This window comes from Virgibacillus salinus, assembly GCF_900102415.1.
GTDB classification, from domain to species: domain Bacteria; phylum Bacillota; class Bacilli; order Bacillales; family Amphibacillaceae; genus Lentibacillus; species Lentibacillus subterraneus.
In genome coordinates, this window is sequence record NZ_FNKD01000002.1 from 60,377 (window position 1) to 78,742 (window position 18,366).

An 18,366-nucleotide genomic window follows, 5' to 3' on the forward strand; every position below is an offset into this window, starting at 1 on the left:
AAGCAGTTTAATAAAGGAGGGTTTATCATTGAAAATAGGAGTACCTAGAGAACTGAAAAATAACGAGAACCGTGTAGCAATGACGCCAGCTGGAGTGTTGACGCTGGAGAAAGCTGGACATGTGGTTTATGTAGAAACAGAGGCAGGATTAGGTTCTGGTTTTACCGATGATCAATATGCTGAAGCTGGAGCGATTATTGTTCCCACGGCTAAAGAAGCTTGGGCACAGGAAATGGTCATGAAGGTGAAAGAACCCCTAGCTGAGGAATATGACTATTTTTATGAAGGTTTGATCTTGTTTACTTATTTACATTTAGCAGCCGAACCAGAATTAACAAAAGCATTAATTGATAATAAGGTTGTTGGAATTGCATATGAAACAGTACAATTGGAAAATAACTCATTGCCACTTCTAACACCGATGAGTGAAGTAGCTGGTCGAATGGCTTCGCAAATTGGTGCACAATTCTTAGAGAAATCAAAAGGTGGTAAAGGCATACTGCTAGCTGGTATTCCTGGTGTTAAACGTGGTAAAGTAACGGTGATTGGCGGTGGAGTAGTTGGAACAAATGCAGCAAAAATTGCGATGGGCTTAGGAGCTGACGTTACTATTATTGATTTAAGCCCAGAACGTTTACGCCAGTTGGATGACATTTTCGGATCATCTATAAATACGATGATGTCCAATCCATTAAATATCAGTGAGGCAATCGCAGAGTCTGACCTGGTTATTGGTGCTGTATTAATTCCTGGTGCAAAAGCGCCAAAATTAATTACAGATGGCATGGTACAGGCTATGTCAGAAGGCTCAGTTATTGTTGACGTTGCAATTGATCAAGGTGGAATTTTTGAAACAAGTGACCGTATCACAACGCATGATAACCCAACATACACAAAGCACGGCGTATTGCACTATTCTGTTGCGAATATGCCCGGAGCAGTACCTCGTACATCGACAATTGGGTTAACAAATGTTACTGTTCCATATGCACTTCAATTAGCAAAAAAAGGTTATCAAAAAGCTTGCTTAGATAACGAAGCATTATTAAAGGGAATTAATACATTAGAGGGGTATGTGACATATCAAGCTGTAGCTGAATCTCATGACCTGCACTATGATGACGTTCATACGTTATTGAACAAATAAAATGAAAAGAGGGTGCCCAATAGTTAAAGCAAGGGGCACCTTCTTATATTAGCCGATAATCTGTAATTCTTTTGGATATTTCGTTAACGTTTCAGGTCCTTTTTGGGTCATGAATATCATGTCCTCTATTCGAACGCCGCCTGTATTTGGAACATAAATTCCTGGTTCGACTGTATAACACATTCCTTCTTTTAATGGCAGCTGATTTTTACTATGCATGGAAGGATATTCATGTGTTTCAATTCCTAAACCATGACCGATTCTGTGTGTGAAATACGTGCCATATCCAGCTTGTTCAATGTGATTTCGTGCGACTAAATCAATTTCCCCAACAGATGTCCCAATTTTGGATGCTTCGATTGACTTTCTTTCAGCTTCTAACACCGTGTTATAGATTTTTTCTTGCTCTGGTGTAATTGATTTATATGCAACTGTTCGTGTTGTGTCAGAACAATAGCCTTCAAAAATAACACCAAGATCAAATAGAACCATATCTCCTTTTTCAATTTTCTTCATGGAGGGTGTTCCATGTGGTGACGCTGTTTTAGCGCCTGATAAGGCCATTGTTGAAAACGACATATGCTGAATTCCCTGTTTCTTTAACTCAAATTCTATCTTTGCAATAACTTCGAGCTCACCAGCTCCTTCGTTAATTGCTTTCACTCCTGTCTCTATTCCAAAGTCAGCCAGGGAAGCCGCTTGTTTTAAAAGTGAATATTCTTTCTTGCTTTTAATAACTCTCAAGTTTGCTAATATTTCCTGTCCATCTGAAACAACTGCTTCAGGAAGAACTTCCATTATTTGATGGTAACGATCCAAAGTAAGCTGATTATGCTCAAGACTAATTGAATGTGGAATACTATTATTTCGTTTTAGAAAATCATGAAATAGGCTCCAGGGATTTTCATGATCCTGATATCCGATTATTTCGTAACTCCAGCCAGCATTTTTTGCATCTTCTACTTCCATTGAGGGTACCATTAATAAGGGATCATGATATTGACTGACATAGACAGCAATAACACGTTCATGTGGTTCTGTATAATAGTTGCTTAAGTAGTAAAAGTTTGCCTTAGATGTGACAAGCATACTGTCAAGGTTATTCTTTTTTAGTTCATTTAATAATGTGTCTAATCTGTTCGTCATATAAGCACCTCATTTTAGTTAATACTTATATTATAACAAAAGTAAATACAGTTAAAACGTGTTACAATATAAATTAAGGTTTTTTGATGAAACTATTTTAAAATCGAATCGTATAACATAAAGAATAACCATTTTAGTTGGTATGTGAGGTGAAGCTATGGGTCTATTTTCAAAGCTTTTTTCAAAAAAGGAAAAACAACGTTCTGCACCTGAAGAGCGAACAACATTGTCCATTGCAGTCGGTGATATTGTGACATACGACTTAAGGGACTATGAAGTAGTGGGAAAAATCACTTATCGTGATGGAAGCTATGAATGGTATGGCTATCAATTATTGGAAGGAAGAGATACTCTTTGGCTTTCAGCGGAAATGGACGATGAATTAGAGTTGGGTATCTACAAAAAAATACAATATCCAATTTCTAAACCTTATCCTAAGGAATTAACCTACGATAATAAAACGTATTATCTTGAGGAAAAAGGAACTGCAAGCGTACAAGGTGAAGGGAGAAGTTCTAACCTTAAAGATACCGAAACAAATTACGCTGATTATAGTGCAGATGATGGATCCCATTTCTTAAGCTTTGAATCTTGGGGAACAGAAATTGAAGCTAGTTATGGTTATCCGATTGAATCATATGAATTAAAAATCTTAGCTGGAACAAAATAGAGGAGGATAAATATGTTTAAATTTTTTAAACGTGTAACAACTGTGGTTGGTTCGGAAATGAATGCAATGCTTGACAAAGCTGAAGATCCGGTGAAAATGCTGGAACAGTTTATGCGGGATATGGCTGAAGATATTCGAGAAGTCGAAACATCCGTTTCTAAACAAATTGCTAACGAGAAAATGCTGAAACGTAAAGCAGATGATGCTCAGGCAATGGTCGATAAGCGCCAAAAACAAGCAGAGCAAGCAATAGAATCAGGTAATGAAGACCTGGCTCGTCGTGCGCTTCAGGATAAAAGTGACCATGAAGGTCAGGCAACAATGCTTAATGAATCATGGGAACGTGCAAAAAGAGATTCTGATGCATTACGTGATAAATTAGATGAAATGAAAAAAGAATATCAAGAAATGAAATTGAAGAAAGATTCACTTAAAGCCCGTGCAGAGTCAGCCAAAACGAGAACCAAGATGAATCGGACAATGTCTTCAATTGGCAATGATGAATCCAAACAAGGATTTGAAAGAATGGAAGAGAAGGTCATGCAGTTTGAAGCGGAGGCTGAAACGAGTGAGGATCTATCTCAGGAAAGCCGTACATTGGATGATGAATTTGAAGAATTAGAAGATAAATCTAACGTTGATGACGAACTTGCAGCGCTTAAAAAGAAAATGAATAAAGAATAAATAAGAGTGGGAAAATGGGACAGACTCATTTTAGCAGTAAGAAAGTACAAATCCTTTCTTACTGCAGACGTACAACTAAAGCTTTCGCCATTAAACTTGGCGAAAAGCCAAGTTTAATAACAATAAGAGCTGTCCCAAAGATTTGTGAGCAGTTAAGAAAGTAAGTATAACTACTTCCTTACTGCATAAGTGCAACTAAGCTTTCGCCATTAAGACTTGGCGATAAGCTAAGTTTTCTAAGAAAGGGGTGAATACTTGTTGAAAAAGTGGCTCATATTTACAGGCCTAATACTAATCATGCTTATTATGACATCGTGTGCACAACTAGGGCCTTTTTCAGATAGAGGAATGCAAGAAGAAGTTATTATCACGAAAGATGATGTACCACAAGAGCCTGATAAGGAATCTATAGTTAATGAATTGAATTCGAATAAAGATAATGAAATAGATGATTTAATTGAGGCTAATTTTCCATTAATGGATGTCATATCAAATGAATCAAATAAAGCAGAGATATATGCAACTAATCAATTTGATTTAACAGAGTTATCATCTGTCTTGACCTCAGCCAAGAAACCTAAAAATGAGAGTGAAGTTAAAGATAATCAGCAAATATTGATATATGATGATTCATTTGTAACATTAAAGGAAAGTGAAGATGATAAAGATGTACTGCTTCTTGAAGTTGCAAGCGATGAATTCGTTAGACAAAATTATTCACCAAGTTTTTTAAGTACATTTTTTGCTATGAGTCTTTTAAACAACACCTTTGGTTCAAATAATTGGGGGTGTAGATCAGGAAATTGTTATGGGGGATATACTGGTAAAGGATACTACCCAAATGGTACACCAAACCGTGGAGGTTCAATTTTTCGTGGTGGTGGACCAGGTTCAGGAAAATAAAAGGAGTGTGTTAGAATGGGACCATTTATAGCAACGTTTGTCTATTTTGCAATCTCTATTGCAATTATATTGATTGGCTTAGTTCTATTTGCAAATATAACAAGAAAATATAAGGATATGGATCAGGTTAAAGAAGGTAACCAGGCGATAGCATTGTCCATTGCTGGAAAAATTATGGGTATTGGTATCATACTAGCATTTGCGATTTATAATAGTGATGTTATTTACGAAACAATAATTTGGGGTGCGTACGGTGTGGTACTTCAAATGGTTGCATATGTTTTATTTGAACTATTAACCCGTAAATTTTCAGTTGAGGATCAGCTGTTAAAAGATAACCGCGCAGTCGGTATTATCTCCATGGCTGTTTCAATAGGGCTAGGATTTGTAATTGGTGCATCCATTACATAGAATTTACTAAAGCGACCAGCATGAAGCTAGGTCGCTTTATATTTTGGGGTGGTTAAATGAACGAAAAATCCATTCGGCAAAGCAACTTTATTTACTGGGCATCTGGAATTGTATCCATTTGTGGCATAATTTTTGAGGTATTGTTTGGTGCGTTAGGGTCATACATATTGGGTGATGGTGTTAAACAATATACATTGACTATATCCTTATTCTTAACGGGTATGGGAATAGGTGCCAGTATTAGTGAAAGAGTAACGAAAAACCTAATCATATCTTTTGTCTATATCGAGTTCGGTGTAGCAATTATCGGAGGATTCTCCAGTTTTACGATGTTTGGTATTACAGCATTTGCTCCTGCGGGTACGGATGCTTTTTACTTATACTTTATTACATTGTTAGTTGGTGCATTAACGGGTGTTGAATTACCAATACTTATACGGAAGGCTAATGAGATAGGTGTTACGCTAAATAAAAGTACTGCGAGAGTATTATTTTCAGACTATGCCGGTGGTCTTGTTGGTGGTCTGTTATTTGTATTTTTGCTCCGTCCTCAATTTGGCATGGTTAAATCAGCATTTTTAGTTGGTTGTATCAATTTGGCAGTAGCTTTAATTGTATTATGGTTATTCCGTAAAGAGATACGACGTTTTGCTGTACATGCTGTTATCGGAGTGTTAATCGGTTTGTTGCTTGTTATCGGGTTGTTTTTTGGAGAAGCGATGGCGTTTAGTTTTGAACAAAAACTATACAAGGATCCCATAATATACATGGAAGAAAGCAGCTATCAAAAAATAATACTCACACAGGATCAGGGGGATACACGTTTATATTTGGATGGTTCATTACAATTTAGTTCAACTGATGAATATCGGTATCATGAAGTTCTGGTTCATCCTACTATGGAATATTTAAAAAATCCTGAAAAAGTATTAATTTTAGGTGGAGGAGATGGAATAGCCGCAAAAGAAGTGCTCAAATATGAAAGTGTTGAGGATGTTACACTTGTCGATCTTGATCCGGCAGTGACTAAGCTTGCTAATTCAAACCGGCAAATTCTTCGATTAAATGATGGCTCATTACGCAATGAAAAAGTGAATGTTATTCATGATGATGCTTTTAAATTCTTAGAGAACAATAAAGAATGGTATGACGCTATTATAGTCGACCTGCCGGATCCCAATAACGAAAGTCTGAATAAGCTTTACACAAAAGAATTCTATTCACTTATTCGCAATCATTTGCTCCCGGGTGGTGCAGCAATGATTCAGGGTACAAGCCCTGTCTTTGCAACAAAAGTATATTGGACTATTTCCAAAACTGTGGAATCAACTGGAATGGATATTGAAAATCTTCATGCTGATATCCCAAGTTTTGGAAACTGGGGATTTGTAATGGCAAGCAGAGAACCAATTAAGCTTGATACGATTACGATTAATAAATCTACGAGATTTCTGACAACTGATATGCTGACAAGTTTGGCTGAATTTGGTAAAGACGAAGACAGTCGGATAGTTGAAGAAGATGGGGAAACATTTGACTTGGAAATTAATACGTTAATTGATCCAAAATTAATTCAACTATATGAGAATGCATGGAAAAATTATTAATCGGGTAAAGGAATATGAAAAGCTCTATCGAATGTATAGGGTGTAGACTAAATGTAAAAGGAGCGATAATAGTGAAATTATCATATCATGGACATTCCGTTGTCCGAGTTGAAACAGAGGACCATACTATTTTAATTGACCCATTTATTTCGGGGAATGAAGCATGTGACTTAGAACCATCAACCGTTGAAGCAGATATTATTCTGTTGACACATGGGCACAATGATCACGTTGGTGACACGTTTGAAATTGCTAAGCGAAATGATGCATTAGTTGTCGCACCAAATGAACTGGCTGGATACCTCGGTTCTAAAGGTTTGAACACACACCCAATGCATATCGGTGGCGCCCATGTATTTGACTTTGGAAAAGTGAAATTCACTCAAGCCTTTCACGGATCATCCTATACAGAAGAGGATGGAACAATTATTTATACTGGAATGCCAGGTGGTATTTTACTTACCATCAACGGAAAAACAATCTACCATGTAGGCGATACTGGGTTATTTAGTGACCTGAAGCTGATTGGAGACATGAATGATATTGAAATTGCCTTCGTTCCAATTGGAGATAATTTTACAATGGGACCTGAAGATGCATTAATAGCAGCTGATTGGATTAATGCAAAGACGGTTGTACCGGTTCATTATAATACGTTCCCGGTAATAGAACAGGACCCAGATTCATTTGCTGCTAAAGTGAAGACAGGTAAAGGATTAGCAATGAAGATAGGAGATTCAATAAATCTGTAATGTTAAAAAACGTGAGCATTTGCTGCTAATGCTCACGTTTTTTTGTTTTCAAGAGTATAACATCTTAAATTTTTCTTTTAACCCTATTAGTCTTAGTCTAATTGCATTTAAAATCTATATCATAGTCACTTTCTGATTTGCCATCTGGAAAGTGTATTTCTCCTTTAACACAAAGATGTCCTGCTTTATCGTTTCCACCTTTCCCAACTATTCTAACGTTATCACTAATGTAAAGGTTCTTCTCTACCACTAATTTTGTTTTATTTTTCACTTCAATATCACCAGCTATCCATGCACTGCCATTAACTTTACAATCATCTATGAACATTACTTTCTTATAATCATCAGCATTTTTAAACCGAGTGTTTTGATTATAATCACAGTTAGCAAACTTTCCATCTTCAGTGAACTCGTATTTTTCATCTTCTTCATTTTTTAGCTCTATTACATATTCGTCATTATTTCTCCAAGATGTTTTAATTGTAAGGGTCTGATCAGCCTCATTTGCTGTTGTTATTTCTATCGGTAGAACTTCTTGCTTTGTTATTCCTATTATGCAATCGTTATTTACTTGTTTCGTTTGTTGTTTATCATCTAAAAAAGTAATGACTTGTTTTACATCTAATCCATCAATTTTCTGATAGCAAATATTAAATTTTTCTGCATCTTCAACTTCATCACTTTTTTCAGTATATTCGTTTCGTAATTCACTAACTAAAACATTAGTTTCCTGATTTAAAGAGATTTGTCTACTTGTATTATCTTCACTATTAATCATTTGAATAATAACAGTGGAAGAAAGGGCGATAAGAACTGCAAATAAACTAATTGAAGCTAATAGCTCAACTAAAGTCATACCCTTTTGAGTTGAAAATTGTCGAAGTTTCATGTCTACACATCCAATAAATGCTATAATAGGATAAAAGTCTCGAGTAAGGTGTGAATTCTATTGTATACTAGATTCAAAAAAATAAATAGTAGCGGATTTACCCTTGTTGAAATTATAGCATCAATTGCAATTTTAGGAATGGTTATTGCGGTTTTATTACCAATTTTCCCACAAATAATGAGCTGGACACAGAAGACGGATGAGGAATTAGTGGCTAGCAATCTATTAAGTGAAGTAGCTAACGAAACGGAAAAAGTAGAGGTTGCTAGTTTATTTGGTGAAAATATCATTGGATGTGAGAATGGTTCATCAGAAGATGTATTTTTAAAAGACTATCAATTAAATAGTGAAAATTACGAGGCAAGAATAAATATTTGTGAAGAATATGATGTGAGTTTATACCGTACTCATATTAAAATATACGCTAATGATGATAGATTGGTAAGTGAATCGTATACATATATTCTAGGGGACTTGAAATGATTAATTTTAAAAGTGAGAAAGGTGCGGCACTGATACTTACATTGGTGATCATTACTTTATTTCTTGTTTTCATCTTGACTCAATTTTACCAAATTACAAATACAACAAAACAAGTAACTACTATGGAAAAGCAAATTGATGCACGACTCATTGCCGAGATGGGGGTCGATTACTATAGGAGTTTTGTACAAAACTATATTGATGACGAAGGAATTACAGATCCAGGTGAAGTGTATATAACTGAAATTAATCTACCGCAAAATCCTGTGAAATTGGACTCAAAGGATCACAAGTTTTCTATTAATGATTCGCATATAGAAGAACGAACTGAAGAGAAAGTAACGATTAAATTTATTAGCATTGGAACTGCATTTAACAAAGAAAAAGAAATTAAGGATACCATAATCATTACATTTGAAAGTGAGGGATGACTTTGAAAACACGAAAGCGACTTGGGGACCTTTTACAAGAGGCTGGTCTTGTAACGGAAAATCATTTAAACCAGGCACTGGAAAACAAAAAAGAAGATCAAAAGCTTGGTGACGCTTTACTTGAACGAGGAGTAATTACGGAACGCCAACTGATCGAAGTTCTGGAATTTCAATTAGGTATTCCACATGTTTCGTTATATCAATACCCAATTGATCAATATGTACTAGGCTATGTATCAAAGGAAATGGCGCAGCAAAATTATATAATGCCTCTGAAAGTCCAGGACAATGCTTTGACAATAGCAATGAAGAATCCAATGGATTATTATATCATTGATGATTTAGAAATGGCAACAGGATTTAGTATATCACCAGTAATCGCAGCAAAAGACGACATTCTATTTGCCATTAATAAATATTATTTTAAAAATGACTCTAAGCTACCAATAGAGACTAATACCAAAAATGATGATGAGGCACCAGTTATTCAGCTACTTGATCAACTATTACATACAGGAATTCAGCTTAAAGCAAGTGACATCCATATAGACCCGCAAGAAAAGAATGTAAACATCCGTTATCGAATAGACGGCAGACTTCAGACCGAGAAAATAATACCACAACAAATGCAAAATGCTTTAATTGCAAGAATTAAAATATTGGCAAATCTAAATATAACGGAAACAAGGCTGCCACAGGATGGGAGGATTAAAACGAATGTTGGTGAAACGCCAGTAGATTTACGAATATCTTGCCTTCCTACAGTACATGGTGAAAAGATTGTGATTCGAATTCTAGACCTAAATAATGCGCTGATGCAATTAAGTGAGTTGAATTTTTCCGAAGATAATTATAAGAAATATAAGCAGTTAATTACACAACCATCAGGACTTGTTTTGTTAACAGGACCAACAGGATCAGGAAAAACCTCAACATTATATGCGTCAATCAATCAGCTGAATCAAGAGAATGTGAATATTATTACGGTTGAAGACCCTGTGGAGTACCAGCTGGATGGTATTAATCAAGTACAAGTTAAAAGTTCTATTGATCTTACCTTTGCAAATGGGTTGCGTTCGATATTAAGACAGGACCCGAATATTATCATGGTTGGTGAAATTCGGGATCAGGAAACAGCGGAGATTGCTATTAGGGCTTCCTTAACAGGTCATTTAGTATTCAGCACAGTCCATACAAATAGTGCAATTGACACGGTGCCACGATTAATCGATATGGGAATTGAACCGTATTTGGTAGTTTCATCCTTATCGGGTATAGTTGCACAGCGATTAGTTCGTAAAATTTGCCGGGATTGTATCACAGAACGCGAGCTGACTGAAATGGAGAAAGAGATTTTTAATCAAAATAATATGGAAGCAGATGTTGTTTATTATGGGAAAGGTTGCAGCAGCTGTCACCAGCAAGGCTATCGCAGCAGAATAGCAGTACAAGAAGTGCTAGTAGTTGATGAAAGAATTAAAAGTATGTTGCTGAATAATGAATCAATAGCAGAAATTCGTTCCTATGCCAAACAGCAAGGCATGAATTTTCTAATTCAGGATGGGTTAGAAAAAATTAAACAGGGATTGACTTCCATGGAAGAAATTATGCAAGTTTCAATCAATATATAGGGGGTTATTCGTATGAGTGAAAAATTTGAAAAATGGTTAACAGAAGCTTTTCACAGACAAGCATCCGATGTGCATTTAACGATTGGGAAAGCCCCTATATTTCGCATAAATGGTAACTTGATTGAGCAGAATGAGCCAAAGCTTAGGCCATCTGATACGCAACAAATTGTAAAGGCAATTATTCCAAATGATCTTTTGCAATGGCTGGAGGAGAAACGCGAGCTGGATTTCTCTTATGGAATTAGTGGAGTTTCAAGGTTTCGGATTAATGCATTTTATCAACGCAATCAGTTGTCATTGGCAATTCGAATTGTTCCAACTAGCATCCCATCAATTGAGGAACTACATCTCCCAAATATTACCAAGGAAATCATACACAAGCCACAGGGACTAGTGCTTGTAACAGGGCCAACCGGAAGTGGCAAGAGTACGACGCTTGCTTCCATGATTCATCATATAAACCAAACAATGCAAAAACATATTATTACTTTAGAAGATCCGATTGAATATATGCATACACACAACAAGTCAGTTATTGACCAACGAGAGATTGGTTTTGACACAAATAGCTTTGTTAATGGACTCAGAGCAAGCCTGCGACAAGATCCTGATGTAATATTAGTTGGGGAAATGCGTGACTTGGAAACAATCTCAACTGCGATTACTGCTGCAGAAACAGGGCATTTAGTTTTAGGTACCCTCCATACAACAGATGCAGTATCAACAATCGAAAGGATTATTGATGTATTTCCATCTGAGCAGCAAATGCAAATACGTATTCAATTATCATCAATTTTAAAAGCTATAATTTCTCAGCAGTTACTGGTAACAAGGGACAATACGGGGCGTCGTGCAGTAACGGAAGTTCTTATTAATACACCCGCTGTTAAAAACTTAATTCGCAATGAAAAACTTCATCAAGTTCAAAATGTACTGCAAACATCGAAAGAACAAGGGATGCATACGCTTGAAATGGATCTAAAAAGGTTACTTAAAGAAGACCAAATATCTTATGAAGCTGCGGCTCCTTTTATGCAGGAAGGGGGTTTTTAATTAATGAACTATCTATATAGCGGAAAACGCACATCTGGCCAAAAAGCAAAGGGAAAAATTGTGGCCGATTCAAAAAAAGATGCGCTATTATGGTTAGAGAAGGATGGTTTCATAGTAATTGAAATAGCTGAGACGAAATCATGGAATAAGGATTTATTTATTAATAAAAGAGTTAAAAATAAGGATTTTGTTATTTTTCTTAGGCAATATGCAACATTGATTCATGCAGGTATATCGATTTCAGAAGCCACGAAGACGATGTCCAGGCAAACTGACAATTATGCATTAAGACAAGCACTGACAGCTATTGATAAACATCTTGACCAGGGACAGGCACTTTCAAAAGCGGTTGAGCGTCACCCAAAAGTCTTTCCATCTCTACTCGTCAACATGATCCGCGCTGGGGAGGCCAGTGGCAAACTTGATGACATATTAAACCAGATGGCTGATTATTATGAGAAAGAATATCGCAATAAACAGAAGGTGGTTTCAGCTCTACTTTATCCTAGTGTTGTAGGAGTTATTACGCTTTTATTAAGTATGTTCTTACTCGTATTTATTGTTCCTCAATTTGTAGGTATGTTTAATTCTTTTGGTGAAGAGATTCCAGCGTATACCCAATTTATTTTAAACCTTAGTGATAAGGTTGTTGCTTTTTGGTGGGTGCTTATTGCCCTAGCTGTGTTAGGTATTGCTATTTATAAGTATCTGTTGAAGAATGATGCGTTTGTTTACCGTGTCGATAAGATTAAAATGAAGTTTCCTTTTTTAGGTGTGCTTGCTCATAAAGGTGTGTTGGTTCGTATGACACAAACGTTGAGTACTTTAGTTAATAGTTCTGTACCAATCTTACAATCGGTGGAAATTACCGAAAAAGTCGTTGGGAATCGTGTGATTCAAGATGTATTAAAGCAATCCCGGAAGTCGATGGAAGTAGGAGAATCGATCACTATTCCTATGAAGGGACACTGGGCATTTCCGGTTTTAGTCGTTCAAATGATCCAGATTGGTGAACAGACGGGGACTTTAGACAATATGCTGTCAAAAGCTGCAGCATTTTACGAAGAGGAAGTTGAACAATTGTCGAATCGAATCAAAACATTAATCGAGCCACTCATGATTATTGTCCTGACGGTAATTGTAGGTAGCATTATTACAGCAGTTATTATTCCAATGTTTTCTTTATTTGAAAATATCTAGTAAACGTGGTAGATTTTTGTCTGAAATTGAATTATAGTGTATATAGAAGGTAGTAGGATGCGATGATAAATTACCTGTATTTTGGGCACTTTGGTAGTTTGGAGTAAGTAGTGCAACCGGCCAGCAAAATTTAATAGACTTTATATCTTATATATTAAGAGGGGCGGGGATTTTTATGCTAGAACGCATGAAAAAATTGATAAATAAAGAAAAGGGGTTTACCCTTGTTGAACTGTTGGCGGTTATTGCAATTTTGGCAATTATTGTTGCTATAGCAGTGCCGACTATTGGGAATGTTATTGGTGAATCAGAGGAAAAGGCACATGAGGCAAATGTAGAATTGGTAAAAAACGCTGCTAAATTAGCACATATGAGTGGTGTAGATACAAATTCTAATGATAGATATACATTGGGAACTCTTGTAACTGAAGGGTTTCTTAATGAGGTGCCAGAAGATGTAGGTAATTACAGTTATACTAAAAAGCAAGTTATTACTGTTAGTGAAACTACAAATGGTGGCCTAACTATAGCTTATGATAAATTTGAATAAAGTTCATATACCCAGTATCTTAACTCTAATTTAAGTAGATTATATCGCCTTGCACATATTGCAGGGCGTTTTCTTCAATTAATGTGTTTTATAAACAACAATAAGGAGACGCACGAATGGATATTCTACTAATACTATTTTTCTTCCTCCTAGGCCTAATCTTTGGCTCATTTTTCAATGTAGTCGGGTTGCGTCTGCCAGAAAATATACCGTTCGCAAACGACCGTTCAATTTGCCCCCATTGTAAACATCAATTGTCATGGTTTGAGAATATACCGATTATTTCATTTGTTATCCAAGGGGCAAAATGTCGCCACTGTAAAAAAGAGATTTCGTTTATTTACCCTGTGATTGAATTGTTTACAGGTATTCTATTTGCATTAAGCTACTCTTTATTAGGATTAAATTTAGAAATAATCACAGCGATACTATTGATTTCAATGCTCATGATTATACTAGTGTCCGACATAACCTATATGTTAATCCCGAATAGAGTCCTCCTCTTCTTTCTGCCATTATTCATTATCATCCGTATTATCCAGCCGCTAAATCCATGGTGGTCATCCATTCTTGGTGTTATAATCGGAATTACAATCCTTGCATTGATTATAATAATAAGTCGTGGTGGAATGGGCGCGGGAGATATGAAACTTTTCGGTATCTTAGGTATTATTTTAGGAGTTGATAAGGTATTACTGGCGTTTTTCCTTTCCTGTATGATAGGTGCCATTATTGGAATGATGCTGCTTCTGTTCAGGGTAATTGAGCGAAATCAGCCAGTTCCTTTTGGTCCATATATTGTTGCAGCTACGCTCATTACATATTTTTACGGAGAACTTCTATTAAACTGGTATTTCAATTTATTCTTGTAAGCAGGTGATAGTTTGGGGATTATGAATATTGGAAGAGTAAATATTGTTATTACAAATCGTGTATTGCGTTATACATATCATAAAAGCACATCTATTGATGGGCTTGTAGAACATGGAGAAGTAGAGTTGCCAAAAGGTACAATTCAGGATGGGAAAATTAACAACAAGCCTGTTCTTTTGGGAATTATAAACCAACTTGTCCGTGAACACAATTGGAAACGTAAAAAGCTTAATTTTGCCGTTCCGGATGATACAGTTGTTATCCGCCAATTACAAATCCCAGCGTCACTAACCAAACAGGAGGCAATGGGGTATGTAGAAACGCAAATTGGTAATAGTTTCTATTTGCCATTTGCAAATCCTGCAATAGCAATTGAGTTCCTAGACGTTGATAAGGCAAATAGAAACATTCTGCTATTTGCTTATCCAAAAGAAAAATTAACATCATTTGAAGTGATTTTTGAAGAGGCGGGTCTAAAACCGACAGTTGCTGATCTTACTTCGCTGTCTGTTTATCGTTATTATTATTTGTCGAATTATAAAGAGAGAAAAGATCATGTTTTACATGTACACTGGAATCACGATGCACTTGTTTTAACTGTATTTCAAAATGACCAAGCAATCTTCACCAGGTATTTGAAAAAAGATGCTGTTGAAGAAGTAAACGAAGAATTAGCAGTGCAGATAATCAATGAGTATATTATAGAAGTTAATAGAATAATAGACTTTTATCATTATTCGATAACAAAAGGTGAGGCCCAGGTAGGTCAGATACTATTATCTGGCGATTTCCCTTTTCTATCAAAAGCATACACAAGTCTTTCTGCAGCAGTAACGATACCAATACATAGTTTTAAAGGTGAAGAGTTGCCGGTTAAATATATCGATGTTCTAGGTTTAGCGCTGAAACAAGATTCGTAAAGGGGAGTAATGATGAATACAGAAATAAACTTTCTTGAAAAACAACCTAAAAAATATATTGCTCCCCTAGTATTAGGCATTGTGTGTATTCTATTACTTGCTTGTGCAATTGCTGTATTTCTGGTTCAAAAAAATACCTATGAGAATCAAATAGAAGTTAAAAAAAATAAGGCATCGCAATTAGAAACACAATTACTTGAGCAACAAGATGAATTTGCAGAAGAACAAAAACTTCAAGAACTGCAGCAAGAAGTAGTTGCTTTAAAAGCTGAAAAGATTCCTAATGTAATTTTATATAAAGAGATGCTTGCCTTTTTGTCGTCATCTGAACAGTTACTTAGTTATGATTATACAAGCGTAAATCAGCTTATTATTGATGCGGAATTTGTAACCCTTAAAGAAGTCTCAATCTATGTGAACAAATTACTGAAACAGGATTATGTCAAAGGTACAGAATTAACTAGTGTGAGCAAAATGAAGACATCATATCAAGCAACCCTAACTATAAGTTTGGATAGTGAAATTTTAGTAAAGGAGCTTGGTGAAAATGATTAATCAATGGACAAAAAAATATACTTATACCCTAATTGGAGTTATAGTTGCTACTTTAATTATCTATGGTATTTCTTATTTTAGTATAATTAACCCGATGCAGGCAGAAATAGATACAATGGATATGAAAGTTTCCATGTATGAAAACCAAATTACAAAATCTGCAATTAGTGAAAACAAACCGAACGAAGAGTTTTCATCTGTTAGTTTACAAGTTCCAACAGAAAAATCACCAGATGATGTATTAGTAAACTTGGAGAACATTGCAAGCACTGCGAATGTAACAATTAATTATATTGGATCGAATATAAATGTATCGGAAATTCAGCAAGAGGATGAAGAAACGAAAAAACTTAGCGAAAATATTTATTCATTAGATGCTACCGCTGCAAATTTGGGTGATATTAATGTTTTTCTCTCTAAAGTGCTTGAAAGTGAGCGGTTAATGATGATAGATACAATCAATATACAGCAGGATGAAGACCAGGTGTTTTTAACAATATCATTTAAAACCTATTACACTGGATAGCCTTTTTTAAGGCTATTCTTTTCTTTCTTAGCATAAGCCTAAGGCACTCGTCATTAAGGCTTGCGCTCCAGATTATAGGGGGTTAATACAACTTCATAAGAGTCCCTTTAATGAATGCCAAGTTTTCTAACTTCCAGAACATTGTCGGACAAGTGGATTTGTAGCTGTTCTTAATAACCTAAAATTATCATAAGGTATTTTGAGGAGGGATATTTATGCGTCATTATGCGATATTACGATTATTATTAGCTGGTTTCTTTCTTTATTTTGCATGGCCTGCTATTCCAAGCGCAACATCACAGGTTGAGCTTGTTTTTTGGGGAGCGTGGTTGCTGTTTTTAGTTCTAGTGGTCGGAGCTAATTTTGCAACACTTTTACAAATTACTAAGCCACCAGTTATGGAACAGGAGAGATTAGGACATCGTCAAACGCTTAATCATTGAGGTTTTATTGTATCAACTGTATAATAATTAGTATAGTTATTGACTAGTACAGTTGAAAGTCGGTGAACGGAAATGACAACAAAACATGAACAGATTTTACAACATATATTATCATTGGAAATCGGACATAAAATCTCTGTGAGACAAATTGCCAAAACGTTGAATCTAAGTGAAGGTACAGCATATCGAGCGATAAAGGATGCTGAGAATCAAGGACTGGTTAGTACCATTGAACGTGTTGGCACAATTCGGATTGAGCGTAAGAAGAAGGAAAATATTGAACGGTTAACATTTGCTGAGGTAATCAATGTCGTTGACGGACAAGTCCTGGGTGGTCGGAAAGGGTTACACAAGACATTAAGTAAATTCGTTATTGGCGCAATGCAGCTTGATGCCATGATGCGCTATACTGAAGCAGGGTCACTATTAATAGTAGGGAACCGCGTGAAAGCGCATGAATTAGCATTAAGTGAAGGAGCGGCTGTATTAATAACTGGTGGATTTGATACGAATGATGATATCAAGCAATTAGCTGATGAAAAAGAATTGCCTATCATGTCTACTAGTTATGATACATTCACGGTTGCAGCGATGATCAACAGAGCAATTTATGATCAATTGATTAAAAAAGAAATAGTTTTCGTAGGTGATATATATACACCATCTAACCAATCCTATTATTTATATGCTAAAGATAAATTGAAGCGGTGGTATGAATTAAACGACAAGTCAACCCATACTAGATATCCAGTGGTTGATGAAAAAGAACGTGTAGCTGGAATGATAACGTCCAAAGATATAATTGGAAAGGATCAAAATATCTTAATTGAGAAAGTTATGACTAAAAATCCAATTGTCGTCCAGGACAAAACATCGCTAGCTTATGTTGCCCATATGATGGTTTGGGAAGGAATAGAAGTTGTCCCAGTTGTTGATGCATCCCAAAAACTTAAAGGTGTGGTGTCACGTCAGGATGTATTAAAGGCATTACAGCAAATTCAGCGTCAGCCACAAGTTGGCGAAACTATTGATGATGTAGTCTCAAGAAATTTACAGGCAATTGAGGGGGACGAGACAATTTTCCAGGCGCACGTCACCCCACAGATGACAAATCAACTTGGAACACTTTCAAATGGTGTTTTCACCGCATTAATGACAGAAGCGAGCAGCAGAGTGTTGCGACATATTAAAAAAGGTGACTTGGTTGTTGAGAATCTCACAGTATACTTCATTAAGCCAGTACAAATAGACAGTAATTTAATAATCAAACCTGAATTATTAGAAGCAGGTAGAATTTATGCTAAAATAGATGTAGAAGTTTATAATGGAAAGAAAATGGTTGGAAAAGGACTGTTAATGGCACAATTAATTGACCGTTAAAGAACAAAAGCGCAAGCTCGCGGTATGGACTGCGCCCACGCATCGCGGATGGGTCAACGTTGCCGCGCAAAGAGGCGATCTTAGTCGAACTTCCTTTTCCCTGAGATTAGAT

General features: G+C 36.0%; 21 protein-coding genes and 1 riboswitch. Of the genes, 19 read left to right on the forward strand and 2 right to left on the reverse strand.

The features are described 5' to 3' along the window. Positions 1–28 precede the first annotated feature (28 nt). The gene (gene ald / locus BLS02_RS07080) at positions 29–1,147 is read left to right on the forward strand and encodes an alanine dehydrogenase (protein ID WP_092492311.1); all 1,119 of its coding nucleotides are present in this window, start codon (positions 29–31) and stop codon (positions 1,145–1,147) included. A 48-nt stretch (positions 1,148–1,195) separates the two neighbouring features. On the opposite strand, the gene BLS02_RS07085 is transcribed toward ald, so the two are convergent. Further along, on the reverse strand, positions 1,196–2,293 hold the full coding sequence (locus BLS02_RS07085; protein ID WP_092492312.1) for a M24 family metallopeptidase: 1,098 nt from the start codon (positions 2,291–2,293) through the stop codon (positions 1,196–1,198). Positions 2,294–2,450: 157 nt separating this feature from the next. On the opposite strand from BLS02_RS07085, the gene BLS02_RS07090 reads away from it, so the two are divergent. The 6 genes from BLS02_RS07090 (at position 2,451) to BLS02_RS07115 (ending at position 7,320) form a co-directional block, all read left to right on the forward strand. Further along, positions 2,451–2,963, forward strand: a complete 513-nt coding sequence (locus tag BLS02_RS07090; RefSeq protein WP_092492313.1) for a DUF4178 domain-containing protein — start codon at positions 2,451–2,453, stop codon at positions 2,961–2,963. A 12-nt stretch (positions 2,964–2,975) separates the two neighbouring features. Beyond that, on the forward strand, positions 2,976–3,647 hold the full coding sequence (locus tag BLS02_RS07095) for a PspA/IM30 family protein (protein WP_092492314.1): 672 nt from the start codon (positions 2,976–2,978) through the stop codon (positions 3,645–3,647). Between the two features lie 258 nt (positions 3,648–3,905). Further along, on the forward strand, positions 3,906–4,550 hold the full coding sequence (locus BLS02_RS07100; protein ID WP_245736056.1) for a DUF4247 domain-containing protein: 645 nt from the start codon (positions 3,906–3,908) through the stop codon (positions 4,548–4,550). Positions 4,551–4,565: 15 nt separating this feature from the next. Then, on the forward strand, positions 4,566–4,961 hold the full coding sequence (locus BLS02_RS07105) for a DUF350 domain-containing protein (RefSeq protein ID WP_092492316.1): 396 nt from the start codon (positions 4,566–4,568) through the stop codon (positions 4,959–4,961). A gap of 56 nt (positions 4,962–5,017) precedes the next feature. Then, on the forward strand, positions 5,018–6,568 hold the full coding sequence (locus tag BLS02_RS07110; RefSeq protein WP_092492317.1) for a polyamine aminopropyltransferase: 1,551 nt from the start codon (positions 5,018–5,020) through the stop codon (positions 6,566–6,568). A 71-nt stretch (positions 6,569–6,639) separates the two neighbouring features. Continuing rightward, positions 6,640–7,320, forward strand: coding sequence for a metal-dependent hydrolase (locus BLS02_RS07115; protein WP_092492318.1), 681 nt, complete (start codon positions 6,640–6,642; stop codon positions 7,318–7,320). Between the two features lie 97 nt (positions 7,321–7,417). Here BLS02_RS07115 and BLS02_RS07120 read toward each other — a convergent pair whose 3' ends face one another. Next, entirely contained in the window at positions 7,418–8,209 is a 792-nt protein-coding gene (locus tag BLS02_RS07120; protein WP_092492319.1) for a PulJ/GspJ family protein, read from the reverse strand. A gap of 60 nt (positions 8,210–8,269) precedes the next feature. On the opposite strand from BLS02_RS07120, the gene BLS02_RS07125 reads away from it, so the two are divergent. The 12 genes from BLS02_RS07125 to BLS02_RS07180 all read left to right on the forward strand — a co-directional run bounded on the left by BLS02_RS07125 (position 8,270) and on the right by BLS02_RS07180 (position 18,254). Then, positions 8,270–8,692, forward strand: coding sequence for a type II secretion system protein (locus BLS02_RS07125; protein ID WP_175559458.1), 423 nt, complete (start codon positions 8,270–8,272; stop codon positions 8,690–8,692). Next, the gene (locus tag BLS02_RS07130; RefSeq protein ID WP_092492321.1) at positions 8,689–9,123 is read left to right on the forward strand and encodes a hypothetical protein; all 435 of its coding nucleotides are present in this window, start codon (positions 8,689–8,691) and stop codon (positions 9,121–9,123) included. Before BLS02_RS07125 ends, BLS02_RS07130 begins: the two co-directional genes overlap by 4 nt. Beyond that, a complete protein-coding gene (locus BLS02_RS07135) occupies positions 9,120–10,754 on the forward strand; it encodes a GspE/PulE family protein (protein ID WP_175559459.1) in 1,635 nt (544 codons plus the stop codon). Before BLS02_RS07130 ends, BLS02_RS07135 begins: the two co-directional genes overlap by 4 nt. A gap of 12 nt (positions 10,755–10,766) precedes the next feature. After that, the gene (locus tag BLS02_RS07140; RefSeq protein ID WP_092492323.1) at positions 10,767–11,807 is read left to right on the forward strand and encodes a type IV pilus twitching motility protein PilT; all 1,041 of its coding nucleotides are present in this window, start codon (positions 10,767–10,769) and stop codon (positions 11,805–11,807) included. Between the two features lie 3 nt (positions 11,808–11,810). Further along, a complete protein-coding gene (locus BLS02_RS07145) occupies positions 11,811–13,007 on the forward strand; it encodes a type II secretion system F family protein (RefSeq protein WP_092492324.1) in 1,197 nt (398 codons plus the stop codon). A gap of 46 nt (positions 13,008–13,053) precedes the next feature. Then, a riboswitch (cyclic di-GMP riboswitch) is annotated at positions 13,054–13,138 on the forward strand. Between the two features lie 44 nt (positions 13,139–13,182). After that, entirely contained in the window at positions 13,183–13,557 is a 375-nt protein-coding gene (locus tag BLS02_RS07150; protein WP_092492325.1) for a prepilin-type N-terminal cleavage/methylation domain-containing protein, read from the forward strand. 116 nt (positions 13,558–13,673) lie between these two features. Further along, entirely contained in the window at positions 13,674–14,429 is a 756-nt protein-coding gene (locus BLS02_RS07155; protein ID WP_092492326.1) for a prepilin peptidase, read from the forward strand. A gap of 21 nt (positions 14,430–14,450) precedes the next feature. After that, on the forward strand, positions 14,451–15,350 hold the full coding sequence (gene pilM, locus BLS02_RS07160; RefSeq protein ID WP_254788760.1) for a type IV pilus biogenesis protein PilM: 900 nt from the start codon (positions 14,451–14,453) through the stop codon (positions 15,348–15,350). A 9-nt stretch (positions 15,351–15,359) separates the two neighbouring features. Beyond that, positions 15,360–15,905, forward strand: coding sequence for a hypothetical protein (locus tag BLS02_RS07165; RefSeq protein ID WP_175559460.1), 546 nt, complete (start codon positions 15,360–15,362; stop codon positions 15,903–15,905). Beyond that, a complete protein-coding gene (locus BLS02_RS07170; protein ID WP_092492329.1) occupies positions 15,898–16,431 on the forward strand; it encodes a hypothetical protein in 534 nt (177 codons plus the stop codon). The genes BLS02_RS07165 and BLS02_RS07170 overlap by 8 nt, the downstream gene beginning before the upstream one ends. 215 nt (positions 16,432–16,646) lie before the next feature. After that, a complete protein-coding gene (locus BLS02_RS07175; protein WP_092492330.1) occupies positions 16,647–16,874 on the forward strand; it encodes a hypothetical protein in 228 nt (75 codons plus the stop codon). 72 nt (positions 16,875–16,946) lie between these two features. Next, positions 16,947–18,254, forward strand: a complete 1,308-nt coding sequence (locus BLS02_RS07180; protein ID WP_092492331.1) for a DRTGG domain-containing protein — start codon at positions 16,947–16,949, stop codon at positions 18,252–18,254. Positions 18,255–18,366: the final 112 nt, after the last annotated feature.